A 17,796-nucleotide genomic window follows, 5' to 3' on the forward strand; every position below is an offset into this window, starting at 1 on the left:
GTTGTTTCCTATCTGAATCCCTGCGCCCGGCGGCGACCCTGTGGCCTTACGGCGCTCCGCTTTGCGCTGGTGCGCTGGCTGCAGCCGCTATTATCGCCTCTCGCGGCGTGGTCAGCCGGATTTTTATGCTCAGGATGGTGCCACCGTCCGGCCCATCCATCAGGCTCAGGGTGCCGCCCAGCGCGCTGGCGCGTTCGGCCATGCCGCGGATGCCGAACGATTGCGGCTTGGCACGGTCGGACAGGCGCATGCCGACGCCGTTGTCGGCGATCGACAGGCTGATATGCTGGCGCTGCCGGGCCAGGCGCACGCTGACCTTGCTGGCCTGCGCGTGTTTGGCGATATTCGTCAGCGCCTCCTGGGCGATGCGGAACAGGCTGGTCGCCAGGTCCAGCTCCAGTTCGATATGCTGGCGGTTGGAAATGAACTGGCATTCGATGCCGGCCTGGCGCGCGAATTCCTTCACCTGCCAGTCCAGCGCGGCAACCAGGCCCAGGTCCAGCATGGAAGGGCGCAGGTCCAGCGAAATACGGTGTACGGCGTCGATGCTGCGGTCGACCAGGGCATCGACATAGTTGGCCTTTTCCTGCAGCAGCGGGTCGTCCGGGGGCAGGCGGCGCGCCAGCATGGCCAGCGCCATCTTGATCGCCGTCAAATTGCCGCCCAGGTCATCGTGCAGTTCGCGCGCCAGGCGCGTGCGTTCGTGTTCCTTGACCTTGTCGATATGCGCCGTCAGTTCGGCCAGGCGGGCGCGCGACTGGCGCACTTCGATCTGTTCGAGCCGGCTTTCGGTGATATTCGTCATGATGCCTTCCCACTGCACCGTACCGTCGGCCAGCGCGCGCGGCGTGGACCGCAGATTGATCCATTTGACATCCTTCCAGGCATCGATCCAGATGCGGCCTTCCCAGTTCCAGCTCCACAAGGCGTTTTTTGAGGCTTGCATCGACTCCAGATACGAGGCGCGGTCGTCGGCCAGGATCAATTGATAGAACAGTTCCGGGCGCGCGTGCAGCTGTGCCGGGTCCAGGCCCAGCAGGGCCTGGCAGCCGTCGCTCAGGTAGGCGAAGGACGCGCGTCCATCCGCATGCAGGCAGAACTGATACACCAGGCCCGGCGTGTTCGAGACGATGGCGTTGAAGCGCGACTGCACCTGTGCCAGGGCGGCCGCCGTCGCCTGTGGCGTGCGCAAGTCTTCGCCCTCGGCCAGGAGCAGGGCGCGGCCCTGGCGGCTAGCGCGCGACAGGTGCAGGCTGAGCGAATACAGGCTGCCATCGCGGCGGCGCTGCTGTAGATGCAGCAGGGCCTGCGCGCCGATGCTGTCGTCCAGGGTGGCCAGCACGGCAGCGAGGTGCTGCGCGTCGAGCTGCGGCGCCAGGGTAAAGGGCGTCATTGCCAGCAATTGCTTGCGCGCGTACTGCAAGTTGTCGCAGGCGGCATCGTTGGCATCCAGCAATTGCAAGCTGGCCGCATCGTACAGGTAGATTTCCGGCGTTGCCGCGCGCATGGCGGGCGCCAGCCGGGGAGTGTCGTGCATGGAGTTGCCTTTCTTCATCAGCGGCGGGCGCGCCAAAAGGCGGCGAAGCGGCGCAGCACTCTCGCTGGGCGGGAATTATGACGGCCTGGCGTACCCTTGCGCAAGCGTTGCCACCAGGCGCGGCGGGCGCGGCCCAGTGCGGCCGACAGGCGGCTGACGCGGCGCCATGGACGCGTGGCGCGCAGGCGGGCGATCCAGCGGTCCTTGGTTTCCATGAACAGGCCGTGCCAGCGCGCAAACCACGGCAAAGTGAGCAGGGTAGGGCGCGTCAGGCTGTACAGGCGGGCCACGGCGGCCGCACCGCCCAGCTTGGCAATGACGATTACGCCGATGCCGGAAAATGCATGGCCGCGCGCGATCGCCAGCAGGGCCAGCAGCTTGACGGGAAACAGCAGCACGGCCGGCAGCACGAAGACGGCCAGCGCCCAGTACGGCGGCAGGCGCTTGATCCACGCTTCCAGCGCATGCAGGGGCGGAAACTGCGCCACCACCTGCATGATGCGCGCACCCGTCGCCCACAGCCATTCCTCGATCAGCAGGAAGATGGCGGCCAAATAGACCAGCGGCGCGAACAGCCAGCGCCTGACTCTGTAGAATTTTTTCATCCGTCTCCGTGTTCGGCGCAGGTTTGCCGCGATTGCCCCGATGATACGTCAAAAAAGCCTGCCTGCCCCCGTATCCGGTGTGCCTGTCGCTCCCTGACGGGGCTACAATAGGCAGATGAATAAAGCCTTTGTAAAAGAATCCGACAACGACGACGATGAAGAAGCGGCCGCGCTGGCGCTGGCCATTCCCGCTGGCGCCAAGAACTACATCACGCCGGCCGGCTACCAGCGCATCAAGGAAGAGCTGCTGCAACTGATCGACGTCGACCGTCCGGAGGTGGTGCGTATCGTCCATTGGGCGGCGTCGAATGGCGACCGTTCGGAAAATGGCGACTATATCTATGGCAAGCGGCGCCTGCGCGAAATCGACCGCCGCATCCGCTTCCTGACCAAGCGCATGGACCTGGCCGCCATCGTCGACCCCAGCGTGCACCATGGCAATGACCAGGTATTTTTCGGCGCCACGGTGACCTACCGCACCAGCGACGGCGAAACGCATACCATCACCATCGTCGGCATCGACGAATTCGACCCCCTGAACGGCAAGATCAGCTGGGTCTCGCCCATGGCCCGCACCATCACCAAGGCACGCGAAGGCGACGTGATCACCCTCAACACACCGCTGGGCGAGCAGGAACTGGAATTGCTGGAAGTGACGTATCCGGCGCCGGGGGAAACTTGAGCTGATGTTCGGCGCATGAAAAAAACGGCCGGGCAGAGAATCTGACCAGCCGTCTTTCTAATTGCGTTCGCGCAGGATGCGGTTCACGCCAGCGACGCGGCGCACATTGCGCAGCAGGGCGGCCAGGTGGACGCGATCCTTGACTTGCACGGTGAAGCGCAGCTGGTCGAGAACGTTGTCCTTGTCTTCGTCCATGCCCACATAAATGATGTTGGCGTCGGACTCGCCGATTTCGGCGGCCACGCGGGCCAGGATGCCCCGTTCGCTGTTGATCAGCACCTTGATGCGGCAGTCGAAGCGCCGGTTCAGTTCGGTTCCCCAGCGCACGGCGATCCAGCGGTCCGGTTCCTTGGTGCGCTGGCGTTTCGCTTGCGAGCAGTCGCTCGTGTGCACCAGCAAGCCCTGGTCGCGGCGCAGCTGGCCGATGATCTGGTCGCCGGGAATCGGCAAACAGCAGGGCGCCAGCTGCACGGAGACGCCTTCGGTGCCACAGATGGTAACGGGGTCGAGTTCGCTGCCGCTATTGTGTTCCACAGGCATGCTGGCAGCTTCGCCGCCGATCAAACCAAAAATGTGGCGCGCCACCAGCGTGGCCATGCGCTTGCCGATGCCGATGTCCGCGTACAGCTCGTCCATGGAATTGGCGCTCGATTCGTTGAGCAGGCGTTCGACCAGTGGGGCTGGCAGGTCGGCGTCGATGTTCAAGGTTTGCAGCGCTTGCGACAGCAATTGCTGACCCAGGGCGATCGATTCTGGCAGGTTGATCGTGCGCAAATGGTGGCGGATGGCCGAACGGGCCTTGCCGGTGCGCACGAACGACAGCCACGTCGGGCTGGGGCGCGACGAGGAATCTGTGATGATTTCCACGATATCGCCATTATGCAGCTCGGTGCGCAAGGGCGAGGTTTCGTTGTTGATCTTCACGGCCACGGTCTGGTCGCCGATGCCCGTATGGATCGAATAGGCGAAGTCGATGGCCGTGGCGCCGCGCGGCAGGGCAATGATCTTCGACTTCGGCGTAAACACGTAGACGGAATCGGGGAACAGGTCGACCTTGACGTGTTCGAGGAATTCGGCCGAGTCGCCCGTCTGCTGCTGGATGTCGAGCAGCGATTGCAGCCACGCATGCGTGCGCTGCTGCAGGTCGGACGGGTTCGATTCGCCGCTCTTGTACAGCCAGTGCGCCGCCACGCCTGATTCGGCCGTGCGGTGCATTTCCTGCGTGCGGATCTGGAATTCGACGGGTGTGCCATACGGACCGATGACGGTCGTGTGCAGCGACTGGTAGCCGTTCAGCTTGCGGATCGCGATGTAATCCTTGAACTTGCCCGGCATGGGTTTGTACAGGCTGTGCAGGGTGCCCAGGGTCACGTAACAGTCGGCAAAGCTGCCCACCACCACGCGGAAGCCATACACGTCCAGCACTTGCGAGAACGACAAGTGCTTGCTGCGCATCTTTTTATAGATGTCGTACAGGGTCTTTTCGCGGCCCGTGACGTCGGCCTCAAGTTCGGCCATGGACAAGGTGCTTTTCACCGCATCCATGATCTTGTTGACCACTTCGCGCCGGTTGCCGCGCGCCGCCTTGACGGCTTTCGCCAGGGTGCGGTAGCGCATGGGGTACAGGTGCGAGAAAGACAGGTCCTGCAGCTCATGATAAATATTGTTCAGGCCGAGGCGGTGTGCGATCGGCACGTACACTTCCATGGTCTCGCTGGCGATGCGGCGTTTTTTTGCCGCCGTCATGAAGTCCAGCGTGCGCATATTGTGCAGGCGGTCGGCCAGTTTGATCAGGATCACGCGCACGTCGGACGCCATGGCCAGCAGCATCTTGCGGAAGTTTTCCGCCTGCGCTTCGATCTGGCTCTGGAATTCGATCTTTTCCAGCTTCGACAGGCCGTCGACCAGGTGCGCCACGGGCGCGCCGAAGCGTTCGATCAATTCTTCCTTCTTGACGTCCTGGTCTTCCATGACGTCATGCAGCAGGGCGGCCATGATGGCTTGCGCGTCGAGTTTCCAGTCGGCGCAGATTTCGGCGACGGCGATCGGATGCGAGATATACGGCTCGCCCGAGCGGCGCATCTGCCCCAGGTGCATTTCGTCGGAGAAGCGGTAGGCTTCCTTGACTTTTTTCAAGTCGGCGGGAGAAAGATATTCGGCCAGCTTGTCGGCCAGGTGACTGACGGAGGCCACGCCCAAGGCGGGTGCTGGCGGTGTGGCGGAGGCATTCCCGGTGGACGTGCCAGTGCCGGACGCGGAAGCGCCCTGCGATTTTGCCGCTTGGCGCGGGGCCGGAGGCGGCAGTGCTGCGGAAGTCGTGTCGGCTGGAGTCAGACTCATAAAACGTCGCGTTGCTTTACAGTGTGAATAAGGATACGGTAGAACCAGGGGTCAGCACTGTTCCGGCACGCGGCTTCCCACTTACATCGGGACCTTTTTCAGCATTTCGATACCGACTTTACCGGCAGCGATTTCACGCAGTGCGACAACGGTAGGCTTGTCCTTGGCTTCCACCTTAGGGGTGTGGCCTTGCAACAACTGACGTGCGCGGTAGGTTGCAGCCAGGGTCAGCTGAAAGCGGTTAGGGATCTGTTTCAGGCAATCTTCGATGGTGATACGGGCCATAGTAACTCCTAATAGTGGTGCGTGGCGCTGTGTGAACTGGCGTGCAGGGATGATTATTCTGCGTGCAGGCCCAGCTGGGCGAATAGCGATGCGTTGCGGGCCGCTTGTTGCGCAAACCGGCAACGGGCCGCTCTCACGATCGCGCTCAGTTCGGACAAAGCGACCGTAAACTCTTCATTGATAATAACATACTCGAACTCGGGAGCGTGTGCGATTTCGCCGCCGGCCGCCAGCAGGCGGCGGGTGATCACATGCGGCTCGTCCTGGCCACGCTTGTTCAGGCGCTCTTCCAGCGCATCGATCGATGGCGGCAGGATGAAAATGCCGGCCGCGCGGGGGAATTGCTTGCGCACCTGGCGCGCGCCTTGCCAGTCGATTTCCAGCAGGATGTCGGTGCCGGCCAGCATTTGCTGTTCCACCATGATGCGCGAAGTACCATAGTAATTGCCATGCACTTCCGCCCATTCCAGGAATTCGCCCTGGTCGGCGCGCGCGACAAAGTCTTCCGCTGTCGTGAAGTAGTACTCGCGGCCGTGCTGCTCTCCGGGGCGGGGCGCGCGCGTGGTGGTCGAAATCGACAGTTTGATGCCGGGCTCTTGCGCCAGCAATGCATTGACCAGTGTCGATTTGCCGGCGCCCGAGGGCGCGGCGACCACGAACAGGCTGCCGGAGAAGGCGGTAGGGTGGCTCATGCGGATCTTTCCATATGCGTGTGATGGCGGCGTGTGCGCTTGCGTGCGCGCCGCCCAATTCGGTATTTTACCAAGAGGCAGGGCGGCGAGCCAGTCCCGCGATGCGCCTTGCCGCCGCGCTTGCGCATATTTTGCTTGTTATCTTTTGCAAATGGTTATTTAATTTGGAATGGTTTTTTCTTGATAACTATTTTGCGGACAGGATGCGCGCATGAAAAATTTCCCCTTCCTCAGTGCTGCCCAGGCCATGCTGTTGCTGCGCGTGGCCATTGCCGTGATGTTCATGGCGCACGCCATTACGCGCATTGCCAACGGCACGATCCCCCGCTTTGCCTGTTTCCTGGAAGACAAGGGATTCATCTGCGGCCTGGCCGTGGTGTGGGCGATTACTGTTGTCGAGATCGTTTGCGGCAGTTTGCTCATCGTCGGCAAATACACGCGCTGGGCGGCGGCCGGGCTGATGGTGATCTGCGTCGGCGGCATCGTCATCGTGCATGCGGCCAAGGGATGGTTCGTGGGCGAACATGGCGCTGGCGGCGTGGAATACAGCATCGTGCTGTTTGTGGCCTGCGTCGTCATCGCCGCCAGCGACAGGGGGCGCGCCGCAACGCGCCTGGCCTGAAGCCGGGGGATTATTCCAGGTTCTGCACCTGTTCGCGCATCTGCTCGATCAGCAGCTTCAAGTCCATCGAGGCGTCGGCCAGTTCCTTGACGGACGCCTTGGCGCCCAGCGTGTTGGCTTCGCGGTTCAGTTCCTGCATCATGAAGTCGAGTCGCTTGCCCACTTGCCCGCCCTTGGTGAGGATGTGGCGCGTTTCGCCCAGGTGGGCCGACAGGCGCGCCAGTTCTTCCGAGACGTCGATGCGGATGCCATACAAAATGACTTCCTGGCGGATGCGCTCCATGGCGTCCTGGCGCGACAGGGCCGAATTCGATCCCTGGCTGGCCAGGCCCAGCGCGTCCTGCATGCGTTCGATGGCTTTTTGCTGGAAGGCCGCTACCACCTGCGGTATCAAGGGGGTGATGCGCTTGACGATGGCTTCCATCGCTTCGATGCGCGACACCAGCACCGCTTCGAGCGCCGCGCCTTCGCGCTTGCGGCTGTCGACGAAGGCAGCCACGGTGCGTTTGGTCAGCGCGCCTACGTCCGCCTGCAATGACTCTTGCCCCACTTGCGCTTCTTCGATGATGCCTGGCCAGCGCAGCAGTTCGGCCACCGTCATGACGGGGGCGGAGACAAAATGCTGGCCCACTTCGTTTTGAAGGCGCGCCAGTTCGGCCAGCAGGGGCAGGTTCAGCGCCTGCGTGCCGGCCGTCGCGGCCTTGCGGCCAAAGCTCAGGCGTACCTCGACTTTGCCGCGCGTGATGGCGGACATGACGGCGGCGCGCAAGTCAGGCTCCAGCGCCCGCAGATCGTCGTTGATGCGGAATTGCAGGTCGAGAAAGCGCGAGTTGACGCTCTTGATTTCAATTGTCAGTGTGCCTGCAGCACCTTCGCTGGTGGCAACCGCGTAGCCTGTCATGCTTGAAATGCTCAAAGGATTCCCCGATTTGGTCTTATATACAGTCACTTATACACTTAATCAGGCAGCGCAGGCAATACCGTCCGCGCCGCAAAACAGGACCGAACAGTGCGATGGCCTGAAAATTGCTGAATAGTGTGCGTTTTACGGCATTGTAAAGAAAATTGTGTTTGGCGGGGCAGGATTGTATGGATCTTGTGCGCATGCCGCCAGGCGCCGTGTCATGGCGCCGCGGTGGTAAAATCGCTGCCGCAACTCCAATCACACAGGATACCCCCATGACATTTGAATCCCGCCCGAGCGGCCGCTCCGTCGACGCGCTGCGCGCCATCCGCATCACCCGCCAGTACACCAAGCATGCCGAAGGCTCGGTGCTGATCGAGTGCGGCGACACCAAGGTCATCTGCACCGCCAGCATCGAAGACAAGGTGCCGGGTTTCCTGAAAGGTAAGGGGCAGGGCTGGTTGACGGCCGAGTACGGCATGCTGCCACGCTCGACGCACACACGCATGGATCGCGAAGCGGCGCGCGGCAAGCAGTCCGGCCGCACGCAGGAAATCCAGCGCCTGATCGGCCGCTCGCTGCGCGCCGCCTTTGATCTGCAAGCCTTCGGCGAACGCACCCTGCACCTCGATTGCGACGTCATCCAGGCCGATGGCGGCACGCGCACGGCCTCGATTACCGGCGCCATGGTGGCCGCGTATGATGCGTTTTCCCAACTGCAGGCGCGCGGCGCCATCGCCGCCATCCCGGTGAAAAGCTTCGTCGCCGCCATCTCCGTGGGCGTCTATCAGGGCATGCCGGTGCTGGACCTGGACTATGTGGAAGACTCGGGCTGCGACACGGACATGAACGTGGTGATGACGGAAGCGGGTCACTTCATCGAAGTGCAGGGCACGGCCGAAGGCGCCGCCTTTGACCGCGCCGGCATGAACCGTTTGCTGGATCTGGCGCAGGGTGGCATCGCCGACCTGATCGTCATGCAGAAGCAGGCGCTCGGCCTTTAATCTTTACCTGGATTTACATCCTGTCGCCCGCCGCGCCGGGCAAAAAGCCCACACCTGCCGCCGTTGAGCGCGGCAGTGGGCCAAGGTGAGGGGAGCGCAAAAGGTTTACAATGTCGGCACTTCAACCGGACTACTGACATGACCCAACGCCTCATTCTCGCCTCCAACAACGCCGGCAAGCTCAAGGAATTCAATGTGCTGCTCTCGACCATCGGTTTTTCCGTCCACGCCCAAGGCGAGTACGCCGTGCCGGAAAGCGACGAACCGTTCCACACCTTCGTGGAAAACGCCTTGCGAAAGGCGCGCCACGCTTCCCGCCTGACGGGCTTGCCGGCGCTGGCCGATGATTCCGGCGTATGCGTCAATGCGCTCGGCGGCGCCCCCGGCGTGTATTCGGCCCGCTATGCTGGCGAGCCGAAATCGGACGCCGCCAACAGCGCCAAGCTGATTGCCGACCTCGATGCGCATGCCGACAAGTCCGCGTATTACTACTGCGTGCTGGTCTATGTGCGCCATGCGGACGACCCGCAACCGGTGATCGCCGACGGCCGCTGGAATGGCGAGATGATCGCCACACCGCGCGGCCAGGGCGGCTTCGGCTACGATCCGCATTTCTATCTTCCTGCGCTGGGCAAGTGCGCGGCCGAACTGACGTCCGATGAAAAGAACGCGCTGTCGCACCGGGGCCAGGCCCTGCGCGCGCTGGTTGACAAGCTGCGGACCCTGCGATGATTCCGATCAAACTGGTGGGCGCTGTTGCCAAATCAGCAGTGAAATCCGGCCCCTCGCCCGTGCCGCAGGAGGGTATTTCCGGCGCGGCAGGAGCTGCGCTGAAGTATCTGCAGCCGGGCGCGCTGAACCTGACGGCCCTGCCGCCGCTATCGCTGTACATCCATTTCCCGTGGTGCGTGAAAAAATGCCCGTATTGCGATTTCAATTCGCACGAGGTGCGTGGCAGCTTTCCGGAAGATGAATACCTGGCGGCCCTGCGCCTGGACCTGGAAATGGCGCTGCCGCTGATCTGGGGCCGCAAGATCCACACCATTTTCATCGGCGGCGGCACGCCCAGCCTGATGTCGGCGGCGGGGCTGGACCGCCTGATGTCGGACGTGCGCACCTTGCTGCCATTGGAACCCGATTGCGAAATCACCATGGAAGCCAATCCGGGTACCTTTGAGACGGAAAAATTCAAGTCCTACCGGGCCAGCGGCATCAACCGCCTGTCGATCGGCATCCAGAGCTTCAATGGCCGCCATTTGCAGGCGCTGGGCCGCATCCATGACGATAATGAAGCGCGCCGCGCGGTGGACATCGCGCACGCCAACTTCGACAATTTCAATCTCGACCTGATGTACGCGCTTCCCACGCAAACGCTGGCCGAAGCGCAGCAGGACCTGGAAACGGCGCTGTCGTTCGCGCCGCCGCATTTGTCGCTTTACCACCTGACGCTCGAACCCAACACCCTGTTCGCCAAGTATCCGCCCGTGCTGCCGGACGATGACGAGAGCGCCGACATTGCCGACATGGTGGCCGCGCGCGCGGCCCAGGCCGGCTATGGCCGTTACGAAGTGTCGGCCTACGCGCAGCCGGGCCGTCAGGCCCGCCACAACCGCAATTATTGGGAGTTTGGCGACTACCTGGGCATCGGCGCCGGTGCGCATTCGAAGATATCGTTTCCGCACCGCGTCCTGCGCCAGGCCCGCTACAAGCAGCCGCGCGCCTACATGGACGCGGTACTGGCCGGTAACCCGGTGCAGGAAGAGCGCGAACTGGCGCGCGAGGAAATGGGTTTTGAATTCATGCTCAATACCTTGCGCCTGACGCAGGGCTTTTCGCCCAACCTGTTCGCCGAGCGCACTGGCCTGGCCATCAACGTCATCGACAAGCCCCTCGATGCGGCTGAAGCGAAAGGCTTGCTGTACCGCGACCACCAGGTCATCCGCCCGACGGAACGGGGATTGTGCTTCCTGAATGACCTGCAGCAGATGTTTTTGGAAGATTAATGCGTGGGGACGGCGCGCAGGCGCTGCAGCTTGGCCGCATAGAGAGTGTGGTCGCTGCGTGTGGTGCTGTTGCTCATCGCTAGTTCCAGCTGCTTGCCGGCCTGCTCCAGCTGGCCCAGGCGCGCATAGGCTTGCGCCAGCCAGAAGTGGAATTCGTGGTAGTACGGGTCGCGCGCGATTTCACGTGAAAACAGCTGTATCGCCCGCACGTAATCGTTTTTCTGCATGGCCGCCTTGCCCAGGTTGAAGTAATGGAAAGGCGGTTGCGGCTGCAGCGCCAGCAGGCGCCGGCGCAGCGGCAGCGCTTCATCCGGCAGGCCGGCCGCTTCCAGCGCTTGGGCCAGGTTCGACAGCAGCACCGTGTTGTCCGGCGTGCGCGTCAGCGCATGGGCGAAAGTGCGCCGTGCTTGCGCCAGGTCGCCATGGCGGAACTGGATTACGCCCAGGGTGTTGTAGGCGCCGCTGTACGAGGGGTCCTGCAGCAGCGCTGCCCGGGCCCACCAATACGCCTGGTCCAGCTGGCCTTCACTCATGGTTTCCGCAGCGCGGTTGTTCATGTACATGGCGAGCACGGTCACTTCGTCGAGTTCTCGCGTGCGGTAGCCGCCCATCTCCGCGGACGGCAGGAAATCGATCACCATCATGCCCTTGGCATCGTACCTGCCGGATGTGTCGTCCAGCCGCTGGCCCAGCACCAGGTTGACGTGGCCGGCGACAAAATACATGTCGCCGCTGCGGCTCCAGCTTTCTTCACCGAGCACCTCCTGGTAGCGCACCTGCAAGCCCATTTCATGTGCCAGCGCCGCCGTCATGATCACCAGCGACAGGCAGTTGCCCTGGCGTGCGGAGAACGTTTCGCGCGCATTGCGCGTCATGGCCGCATCGTACTCGAGTTTCAGCCTGCTCTTGTCGTACAGGGCGTCATACAGGGCCGCGCGGTCATTCTTGTTGCGCGCCTCGCGCCGCACTTGCGTGCGCACATACTGGCGCATGGTCTCGTCGATGGCAAAGACCTGGCTGGCGTCGATGGCGGCGGCCGGCGCAAAATCGCTGTCGTTGAAGATGGGGGGCAGGCTGGCGGGCGGTGCTACGCTGCAGGCCGCCAAAGCGCCACAGAGCAGGGCGGCGCCCAGGCGCTTGAAGCAAGAGGCGAAAACAAGATAGGGACGCATGGTCTCTCCCTGGAGGCGCCGGCTGTCTCATGTCGCGGTGGCGCGCCAGTCCCACCTGAAACCAGTATCGGCGCGCCTGGCGCCGCTGTCAAATAGTTTCAAGCGCCTTGCCGCCGCCGGCACGGCGCTTGAAGCCGGGCTTAAAACTCTTCCCAATCCTGGTCGCCGGCGACGTGCGATGGCGTTTTGCGCGCCGCGGCACTGGCCGCCTTGGGCGCTGCCGGTTTGCTGGCCGTGGCCTGGGGCGGGCGCTGCGCGAGTTTTTGCGTAGTGGCAATGGCGGCCTTGAGCGGCCGTGCAGTGCGTAACGGCGCTGCCGTGGCCACGTGTTCGAGCTGGAAGCCGGCCGCCACTTGCGCCAGGCGCGCCGCCTGGTCCTGCATGCTCTCGGCCGCCGCCGCCGCTTCTTCCACCAGGGCCGCATTTTGCTGCGTCACCTGATCCATCTGCGCGATGGCCTGGTTGACCTGATCAATGCCCATGCTTTGCTCTGCGCTGGCGGCGGTGATCTCGGCCATGATGTCGGTGACACGGCGCACGCTGTCGACCACTTCGCTCATGGTGCTGCCAGCCTGTTGTACCAGCCGCGTGCCGTTGTTGACCTGTTCCACCGAATCGCCGATCAGGGTCTTGATTTCGCGCGCCGCAGCAGCCGAGCGCTGCGCCAGGCTGCGTACTTCCGTGGCCACGACGGCAAAGCCGCGCCCCTGTTCGCCCGCGCGCGCCGCTTCGACGGCCGCGTTCAATGCCAGGATATTCGTCTGGAAGGCGATCCCGTCGATGACGCCGATGATGTCGACGATTTTCGTCGACGCCGTGTCGATGGCGCCCATGGTATCGACCACCTGGCTGACGATGCTGCCGCCCCGTTCGGCCACACCCGAAGCGGCGACTGCCATCTGGTTCGCCTGGCGTGCATTGTCCGCATTCTGCTTCACGGTGCTGGTCAATTCTTCCATTGACGACGCCGTCTCTTCCAGCGAACTGGCTTGTTGCTCCGTGCGCGCCGACAAATCCTGGTTGCCGGCGGCGATTTCGCCCGACGCCGTGGCGATCGCGTTGGTACCCGTTTGCACTTCCGACACCACCTTGCGCAGTGCCTCGTTCATGCCGTGCAGCGCGCGCATCAGGTCGCCGATTTCATCGCTGGCAGGCTTGCCGAACTGCGTGCGCAAGTCGCCGTCGGCCACCGTTTCCGCCACCTTCACTGCGGCCTTCAACGGTTGCGTGATCGAGCGCGTGATCAGCCAGGCGCAGACGCTGCCCAGCGCCACCACGAGCGCGCACAAGGTCAGCAGCAGGGTGAAGCTGCGCCCGTTGGCTACCTCAATGGCGTGCGCCGTGGCGTCGATGGCCTGGCGCTGCTGCGCCAGCAGGGCCTTGACGTTGTTCTGGTACTTGGCGGCGGCCGGCGCGAAGCTGTCGCGGTAGGTGCTTTCCGCCTGGGCCGCGTTGCCGGCCTTGCGCGCATTCATCACCAGGGTCTTGGCATCCTGGTACTTGATGCGCTCGGCAATGGACGCCTTGAAAATGCTCTTTTCCTCGTCGCTGTCGAGCAGCGCCTCGATTTTCTTCAGCAGTTCGCTGCCTTGCTTGGTGCTGTCGGCGATGGTCTCGGCAAACACGCTCGACAGGGTTTCGTCCGTGCTCCGGGCGATCATCGAGGTGCGCGCGATGGCCGAGTAAATCAGCACGTACCAGTCCGACACGAGGCGTTCCTTGGCCAGCGGTTTTTCCATCATTTGCCGCGTCGCTTCGGCATTCACGCTGGCGCTGTACAGCGCGTACGAGGTGGAAATCACGGACAGCAGCAGCACCAGCGCGAAGCCTGCAGCCAGGCGGGTGCCGATACGAAGGTGGGAGAGGGCATGCATGGTCGTAACTCCTGTCGCAGAGGGATTTAAGTTGCCTGTGCGACATAGTATGCACTGATAAGTGACCAAGAGGTAAGCGAAAAAAGAAGCTGTTTTGCTGACTGTTGCAGCCACGCCCGTGCTACAGATTGCCCGCCTGGCGCAAGTCCGGCTGCTCTGCCCAGCGGGCGAAGGCCGCCGCCATGCGCTCGCTTTCCGCGATGGCGCGGCGCCAGTCGCGCATGCGTGCCGCGTGGTCTTGCCCGTAATGGGGGAAGTCGCGCCGGTCCGGCAGTTTGCCGTTGGGCAAGCTGGCTACGAAGGCGGGCGAGGGCGAGACGAGGATCATGTTGTCGAGCGCGCTATCGCCGCTGCGCGCGCGGCGCCACGGCATGGCCTTGTCCAGCCAGCCAGGCACGATATGGTCGGCAAAGTGCGGGTACAGCACCAGGTCCGGTTCGCGCTGGTACGGCAGGTGCAGATGATAGTCGACCAGGCCGCCGTCCCAGTAGCGCCCGGGCGGCGCGCCGGCGATGTCCGTTACGGCGTCGAGTACCAGCGGGATGGAGCCGGAGGCCAGCAGCGCGTCGCGCAGGTTGTCCTGCGCCAGCGGCACGAAATGGGAATGAAAGGCGTCGAAACGCGAGCGCAGCCAGCTGGCGCCATCGGGCCCGGCATGGAACACCGCGCGCTCCAGCGAGGCGGCCAGACGCGCGCGCGCCACGGCATTGCCGGCGGCAGCCAGCAGGAAGCCGCGCCGGTCGCGCCATTTGCCCGGCTGCGCCAGCGCGCCGATGCCGCGCACGGCCAGCACCGACAGGCTGTGGTGCTCGTGCCGCAGCAGCGCATCCTGGCCATCGAGGACGGCGTCGAGCAGGGCGCGGCAAGTGCGGCTGACGTGCGCGGCATCGGGTTTGTCGGGATAGCGCTGGCCCACGTATTCGCGCACCAGGCGGCGCTGCGCGGCGACCGGGTCTGGGAATACGGCGGCGGCCATGCGCCAGGCGCCGATCGAGGCGCCGACGAAATGGCGCGGACGCGGCGCCTGCGCCAGGAAGTTGCCGAACAGCCAGCAATCGAGCTGGTGCAGGATCAAGCCTTTCGGCCCGCCTGCGGCGGCAGGGACGATGGCGACGTCAAGCGCGCGCATGCCATTTTCGGCGATGCGCGCCCGGGCGCGGCGGCCCAGGCGGATGGTGATGGCGGATGAAGTAAGAGACATGCGTGGGCGGCTGGTGGCAGTGGTTTATTGTAGCGCCATTGCGCCTGAGCGCGCTGCCATGTAAAAAAGCGGCGCCGTGCACTGCACGGACGCCGCTTTTTTTCGCGCTTTGTGATTAGCGCAGCGCCGCGATCATCTGTTTCAGTTTGCCGGAATCGACGCAGAAGGCGCGGATGCCTTCGGCCAGTTTTTCCGTCGCCATCGCGTCTTCATTCATCATGAAGCGGAAGGCTTCTTCGTTCAGCGACATTTGCACGATGTTGGTCGATGGCGCCGCTTCGGCGCTCAGCTTGCGCTCCACCGGCGCATCGCTGTCGGCCAGCTTTTGCAGCAGGTCGGGGCTGATGGTGAGCAGGTCGCAGCCGGCCAGTTCGAGGATTTGCGAGGTGTTGCGGAAGCTTGCGCCCATCACCTCGGTCTTGTAGCCGAACTTGCGGTAGTAATTGTAGATGCGCCGGACCGACTGCACGCCCGGGTCTTCCGCGCCCATGTAATCGATACCCGTCGATTTCTTGTACCAGTCGTAGATGCGGCCGACGAAGGGCGAAATGAGCTGCGCGCCCGCTTCGGCGCAGGCGATAGCCTGGGCCAGCGAGAACAGCAGGGTCATGTTGCAGCGGATACCTTCCTTTTCGAGGATGGCGGCGGCGCGGATGCCTTCCCAGGTGGAGGCGATCTTGATCAGCACCCGTTCGCGGGCAATGCCCGCGTTCGAATACAGGGCGATCAGGTCGCGGCCCTTGGCCACCGTGCCTTCCGTGTCGAACGACAGGCGCGCATCGACTTCGGTGGAGACGCGGCCGGGGATGGTTTGCAGGATTTCCACGCCAAACGCGATCAAGAGGCGGTCGATGATCTCGGCGGTAGAGGCGTTCGGATGGTCGCGCACGGCCTTTTCCAGCAGCGGCTTGTATTCATCCTTCTGCACGGCCTTCAGGATCAGCGAAGGATTCGTCGTCGCGTCGCGCGGCGTGTAGGCCTGGATCGATTGGAAGTCGCCGGTGTCGGCCACCACGGTTGTAAATTGCTTCAGTTGTTCGAGTTGGTTCATGGCTGCACGGGAAAGAGTGAAAGGGCTTGCCGGAGTATTGTACCGAATCCATTGCATGTGGGGATCCACTATTGTCTTAGCCCTGGTCCTGCTTGCTTAATTGAATCTTGTTTTTTTGAAAATGGACGCATAATTGCCAGGACTTGTCTGTTTTTTACATTTTTCTGATCATGAAAAAAATCATCCTCATCATCTTGTCCCTGGCCATTCTGGCCGCCTGCAATGCCAGGGAGAACGACGATCGATTGCAAGCAGAGTTAAGTGAGCAAACTTTCACGACCACCTCCTATAACTACACGCCTTTCGACCTGTATTCCATTGCGTACAAGGAAATCTCGCTACCCTTCAATATCGATGACGCGCCCAGCGGCGGCTCCATTTTTTTTCGCGACGCAAGCGGGAGGGAACTCGATAATGGTGAAAAAGTTGCCGTCAGCAGTGGCAATTGCTGTTTAAGCTGGGACCGACCGGTCGACAAGCCGCTGAGAGTGCGTGTGGTGTGGAGCGTGGTGTTCGATACGAGCTACCACGATGGAAAATCGAGTATTTCTTATGATGAGCGCACTTCCAGGCAGAGTTCCCCAGGCAGCCGCTGGTGCCAGGCCATTGTTGACATTCTTCCCGCGACAGGTCCCGACCGCCCGACCGCCGTGCTCTTGCACTTTCTTGCCGATGGTACGGTTCAGGCACGGCTGGGAACATTCAAGACGGATACGCCGCTTGCTGCCGCAGAGGTGAAATTGCATGCCACGCGCCTTCCACAGGGGCAGTTCTGCAGGCAGGAAATTGAGAATCCTTTCTATGGCATCCCCCGCAAGGCGCATCTGGAATGAGGGACGGGCAAAGCGGCTGCGCCGGTCAGCGAGGCTGGCGCCGGCAGGGGATCAACCGATGAAGGAGTCGAACTGCATATCAAACTCTTGCAGCGCTTTTTGCGCATTCTGCATCTTCTTGCGGAATTCAGGTCCACGCTGCAGGGCCAGACCCACGGCCAGAACGTCGATCACCACCAGGTAGGCCAGGCGGGCTGAAATCGGGGTGTAGGGGTCGGTGTTGAAGACCAGGTCGATCGGGATCAGGACCGTCGCCAGGTCGGCCAGCGGCGTGCCCGATGGGGCCAGCACGACGACGTCGGCGCCGCCGCGGCGGGCCAGTTTCACGGAACGCACCAGGGCAGGGCTGTTGCCGCGCTGCGAGATGGCCACCAGGCAGTCGCCGCCGCGCAGCAGGGCTGCGGCGATGCTGTGGATGTTCGGATCGCTGTAGGCCACCGTCGGCACGCCCGAGCGGAAGAACTTGTGCTGCGCGTCGGCCGCCACGATGCCCGACGTGCCCTGTCCATAGAATTCGATCTTGCTGGCGCGCGAGAGGATGTCGAGCGCGCGCTGGATCGCTTCCGGGTTCAGGTTGTTGCGCAGGTCGAGCAGGGTATTGATCGAGCGGCTGCAGATTTTATTCACCAGGTCGGCCGCCAGGTCGTCCTGCGCCGGCTGCTCGTTCGCGCCCGGCATGGCCAGGGCCAGGCCCTGCGCCAGCTTCAGCTTGAATTCATGCCAGCCGTCGTAGCCCAGGGTGCGGCAAAAGCGCACCACGGTCGGCTCCGACACCTGCGCGCTTTTCGCCAGCGCCGTGATGTTCTGGCTGACCGTCTGGTTAGGCTGGTCAAGCACGGCCAGCGCGACCTTCTTCTCCGACTTGGAGAGCGAATCGAGCTGGGTGCGGATGGAATCAAGCAGCATCAGGGTAGTCTTTTGGTAGGTGTTCAGGAGTGTGGGGATAATAGATAAATGGCCTGCCCATATGCGGGCAGGCCCTTGTCTTGCC

The 17,796-nt window shown here is 63.0% G+C and carries 17 protein-coding genes; 6 read left to right on the forward strand and 11 right to left on the reverse strand.

The annotated features are described in order from the left end of the window. Positions 1-46 precede the first annotated feature (46 nt). Both C8C89_RS10485 and C8C89_RS10490 read right to left on the reverse strand, forming a co-directional pair. Positions 47-1,537, reverse strand: coding sequence for a sensor histidine kinase (locus C8C89_RS10485; protein WP_243857964.1), 1,491 nt, complete (start codon positions 1,535-1,537; stop codon positions 47-49). Positions 1,538-1,554: 17 nt separating this feature from the next. Next, a complete protein-coding gene (locus C8C89_RS10490) occupies positions 1,555-2,142 on the reverse strand; it encodes a hypothetical protein (RefSeq protein WP_101482379.1) in 588 nt (195 codons plus the stop codon). A 115-nt stretch (positions 2,143-2,257) separates the two neighbouring features. On the opposite strand from C8C89_RS10490, the gene greB reads away from it, so the two are divergent. Then, positions 2,258-2,824, forward strand: coding sequence for a transcription elongation factor GreB (gene greB / locus C8C89_RS10495; RefSeq protein ID WP_133989807.1), 567 nt, complete (start codon positions 2,258-2,260; stop codon positions 2,822-2,824). A gap of 57 nt (positions 2,825-2,881) precedes the next feature. Here the strand turns inward: greB and C8C89_RS10500 are convergent, their stop codons facing one another. From C8C89_RS10500 to gmk, 3 genes are all read right to left on the reverse strand, one after another. Continuing rightward, complete coding sequence (locus C8C89_RS10500) at positions 2,882-5,164, reverse strand: bifunctional (p)ppGpp synthetase/guanosine-3',5'-bis(diphosphate) 3'-pyrophosphohydrolase (RefSeq protein ID WP_133989809.1); 2,283 nt, start codon at positions 5,162-5,164, stop codon at positions 2,882-2,884. Positions 5,165-5,245: 81 nt separating this feature from the next. Beyond that, positions 5,246-5,449, reverse strand: a complete 204-nt coding sequence (gene rpoZ / locus C8C89_RS10505; RefSeq protein WP_010400723.1) for a DNA-directed RNA polymerase subunit omega — start codon at positions 5,447-5,449, stop codon at positions 5,246-5,248. Positions 5,450-5,502: 53 nt separating this feature from the next. Then, a complete protein-coding gene (gmk, locus tag C8C89_RS10510; protein ID WP_077407781.1) occupies positions 5,503-6,141 on the reverse strand; it encodes a guanylate kinase in 639 nt (212 codons plus the stop codon). A gap of 211 nt (positions 6,142-6,352) precedes the next feature. Between gmk and C8C89_RS10515 the strand changes: the two genes are divergently transcribed. Beyond that, on the forward strand, positions 6,353-6,763 hold the full coding sequence (locus C8C89_RS10515; RefSeq protein ID WP_133989811.1) for a DoxX family protein: 411 nt from the start codon (positions 6,353-6,355) through the stop codon (positions 6,761-6,763). A 10-nt stretch (positions 6,764-6,773) separates the two neighbouring features. Here C8C89_RS10515 and C8C89_RS10520 read toward each other — a convergent pair whose 3' ends face one another. After that, positions 6,774-7,664 (reverse strand): YicC/YloC family endoribonuclease, encoded by an 891-nt coding sequence (locus C8C89_RS10520; protein WP_034787070.1) that lies wholly within the window; start codon positions 7,662-7,664, stop codon positions 6,774-6,776. 278 nt (positions 7,665-7,942) lie between these two features. On the opposite strand from C8C89_RS10520, the gene rph reads away from it, so the two are divergent. From rph to hemW, 3 genes are all read left to right on the forward strand, one after another. Beyond that, positions 7,943-8,671 (forward strand): ribonuclease PH, encoded by a 729-nt coding sequence (rph, locus tag C8C89_RS10525; RefSeq protein WP_101482375.1) that lies wholly within the window; start codon positions 7,943-7,945, stop codon positions 8,669-8,671. 138 nt (positions 8,672-8,809) lie between these two features. Continuing rightward, positions 8,810-9,403: an RdgB/HAM1 family non-canonical purine NTP pyrophosphatase gene (gene rdgB, locus C8C89_RS10530; RefSeq protein WP_133989813.1), complete on the forward strand. Its 594-nt coding sequence runs from the start codon at positions 8,810-8,812 to the stop codon at positions 9,401-9,403. Beyond that, positions 9,400-10,674 carry a radical SAM family heme chaperone HemW gene (hemW, locus tag C8C89_RS10535; RefSeq protein ID WP_133989815.1) on the forward strand — a complete coding sequence of 425 codons (1,275 nt, stop codon included), beginning with the start codon at positions 9,400-9,402 and terminating at the stop codon, positions 10,672-10,674. The genes rdgB and hemW overlap by 4 nt, the downstream gene beginning before the upstream one ends. Here hemW and C8C89_RS10540 read toward each other — a convergent pair. From C8C89_RS10540 to tal, 4 genes are all read right to left on the reverse strand, one after another. Further along, positions 10,671-11,846, reverse strand: a complete 1,176-nt coding sequence (locus C8C89_RS10540; RefSeq protein WP_101482372.1) for a tetratricopeptide repeat protein — start codon at positions 11,844-11,846, stop codon at positions 10,671-10,673. The genes hemW and C8C89_RS10540 overlap by 4 nt on opposite strands. Positions 11,847-11,986: 140 nt before the next feature. Then, positions 11,987-13,720, reverse strand: coding sequence for a methyl-accepting chemotaxis protein (locus C8C89_RS10545; RefSeq protein ID WP_133989817.1), 1,734 nt, complete (start codon positions 13,718-13,720; stop codon positions 11,987-11,989). Positions 13,721-13,841: 121 nt separating this feature from the next. Further along, positions 13,842-14,921, reverse strand: a complete 1,080-nt coding sequence (locus C8C89_RS10550) for a patatin-like phospholipase family protein (protein WP_133989818.1) — start codon at positions 14,919-14,921, stop codon at positions 13,842-13,844. Between the two features lie 115 nt (positions 14,922-15,036). After that, positions 15,037-15,972, reverse strand: a complete 936-nt coding sequence (gene tal / locus C8C89_RS10555) for a transaldolase (protein WP_086146874.1) — start codon at positions 15,970-15,972, stop codon at positions 15,037-15,039. Between the two features lie 170 nt (positions 15,973-16,142). Between tal and C8C89_RS10560 the strand changes: the two genes are divergently transcribed. Then, positions 16,143-16,805 carry a lipoprotein gene (locus C8C89_RS10560; protein ID WP_133989821.1) on the forward strand — a complete coding sequence of 221 codons (663 nt, stop codon included), beginning with the start codon at positions 16,143-16,145 and terminating at the stop codon, positions 16,803-16,805. Positions 16,806-16,856: 51 nt separating this feature from the next. Here the strand turns inward: C8C89_RS10560 and C8C89_RS10565 are convergent, their stop codons facing one another. Continuing rightward, entirely contained in the window at positions 16,857-17,711 is an 855-nt protein-coding gene (locus C8C89_RS10565) for an SIS domain-containing protein (RefSeq protein ID WP_034750862.1), read from the reverse strand. Between the last annotated feature and the right edge of the window lie 85 nt (positions 17,712-17,796).

Source organism: Janthinobacterium sp. 75, assembly GCF_004365495.1.
Taxonomy (GTDB): Bacteria; Pseudomonadota; Gammaproteobacteria; order Burkholderiales; family Burkholderiaceae_D; genus Janthinobacterium.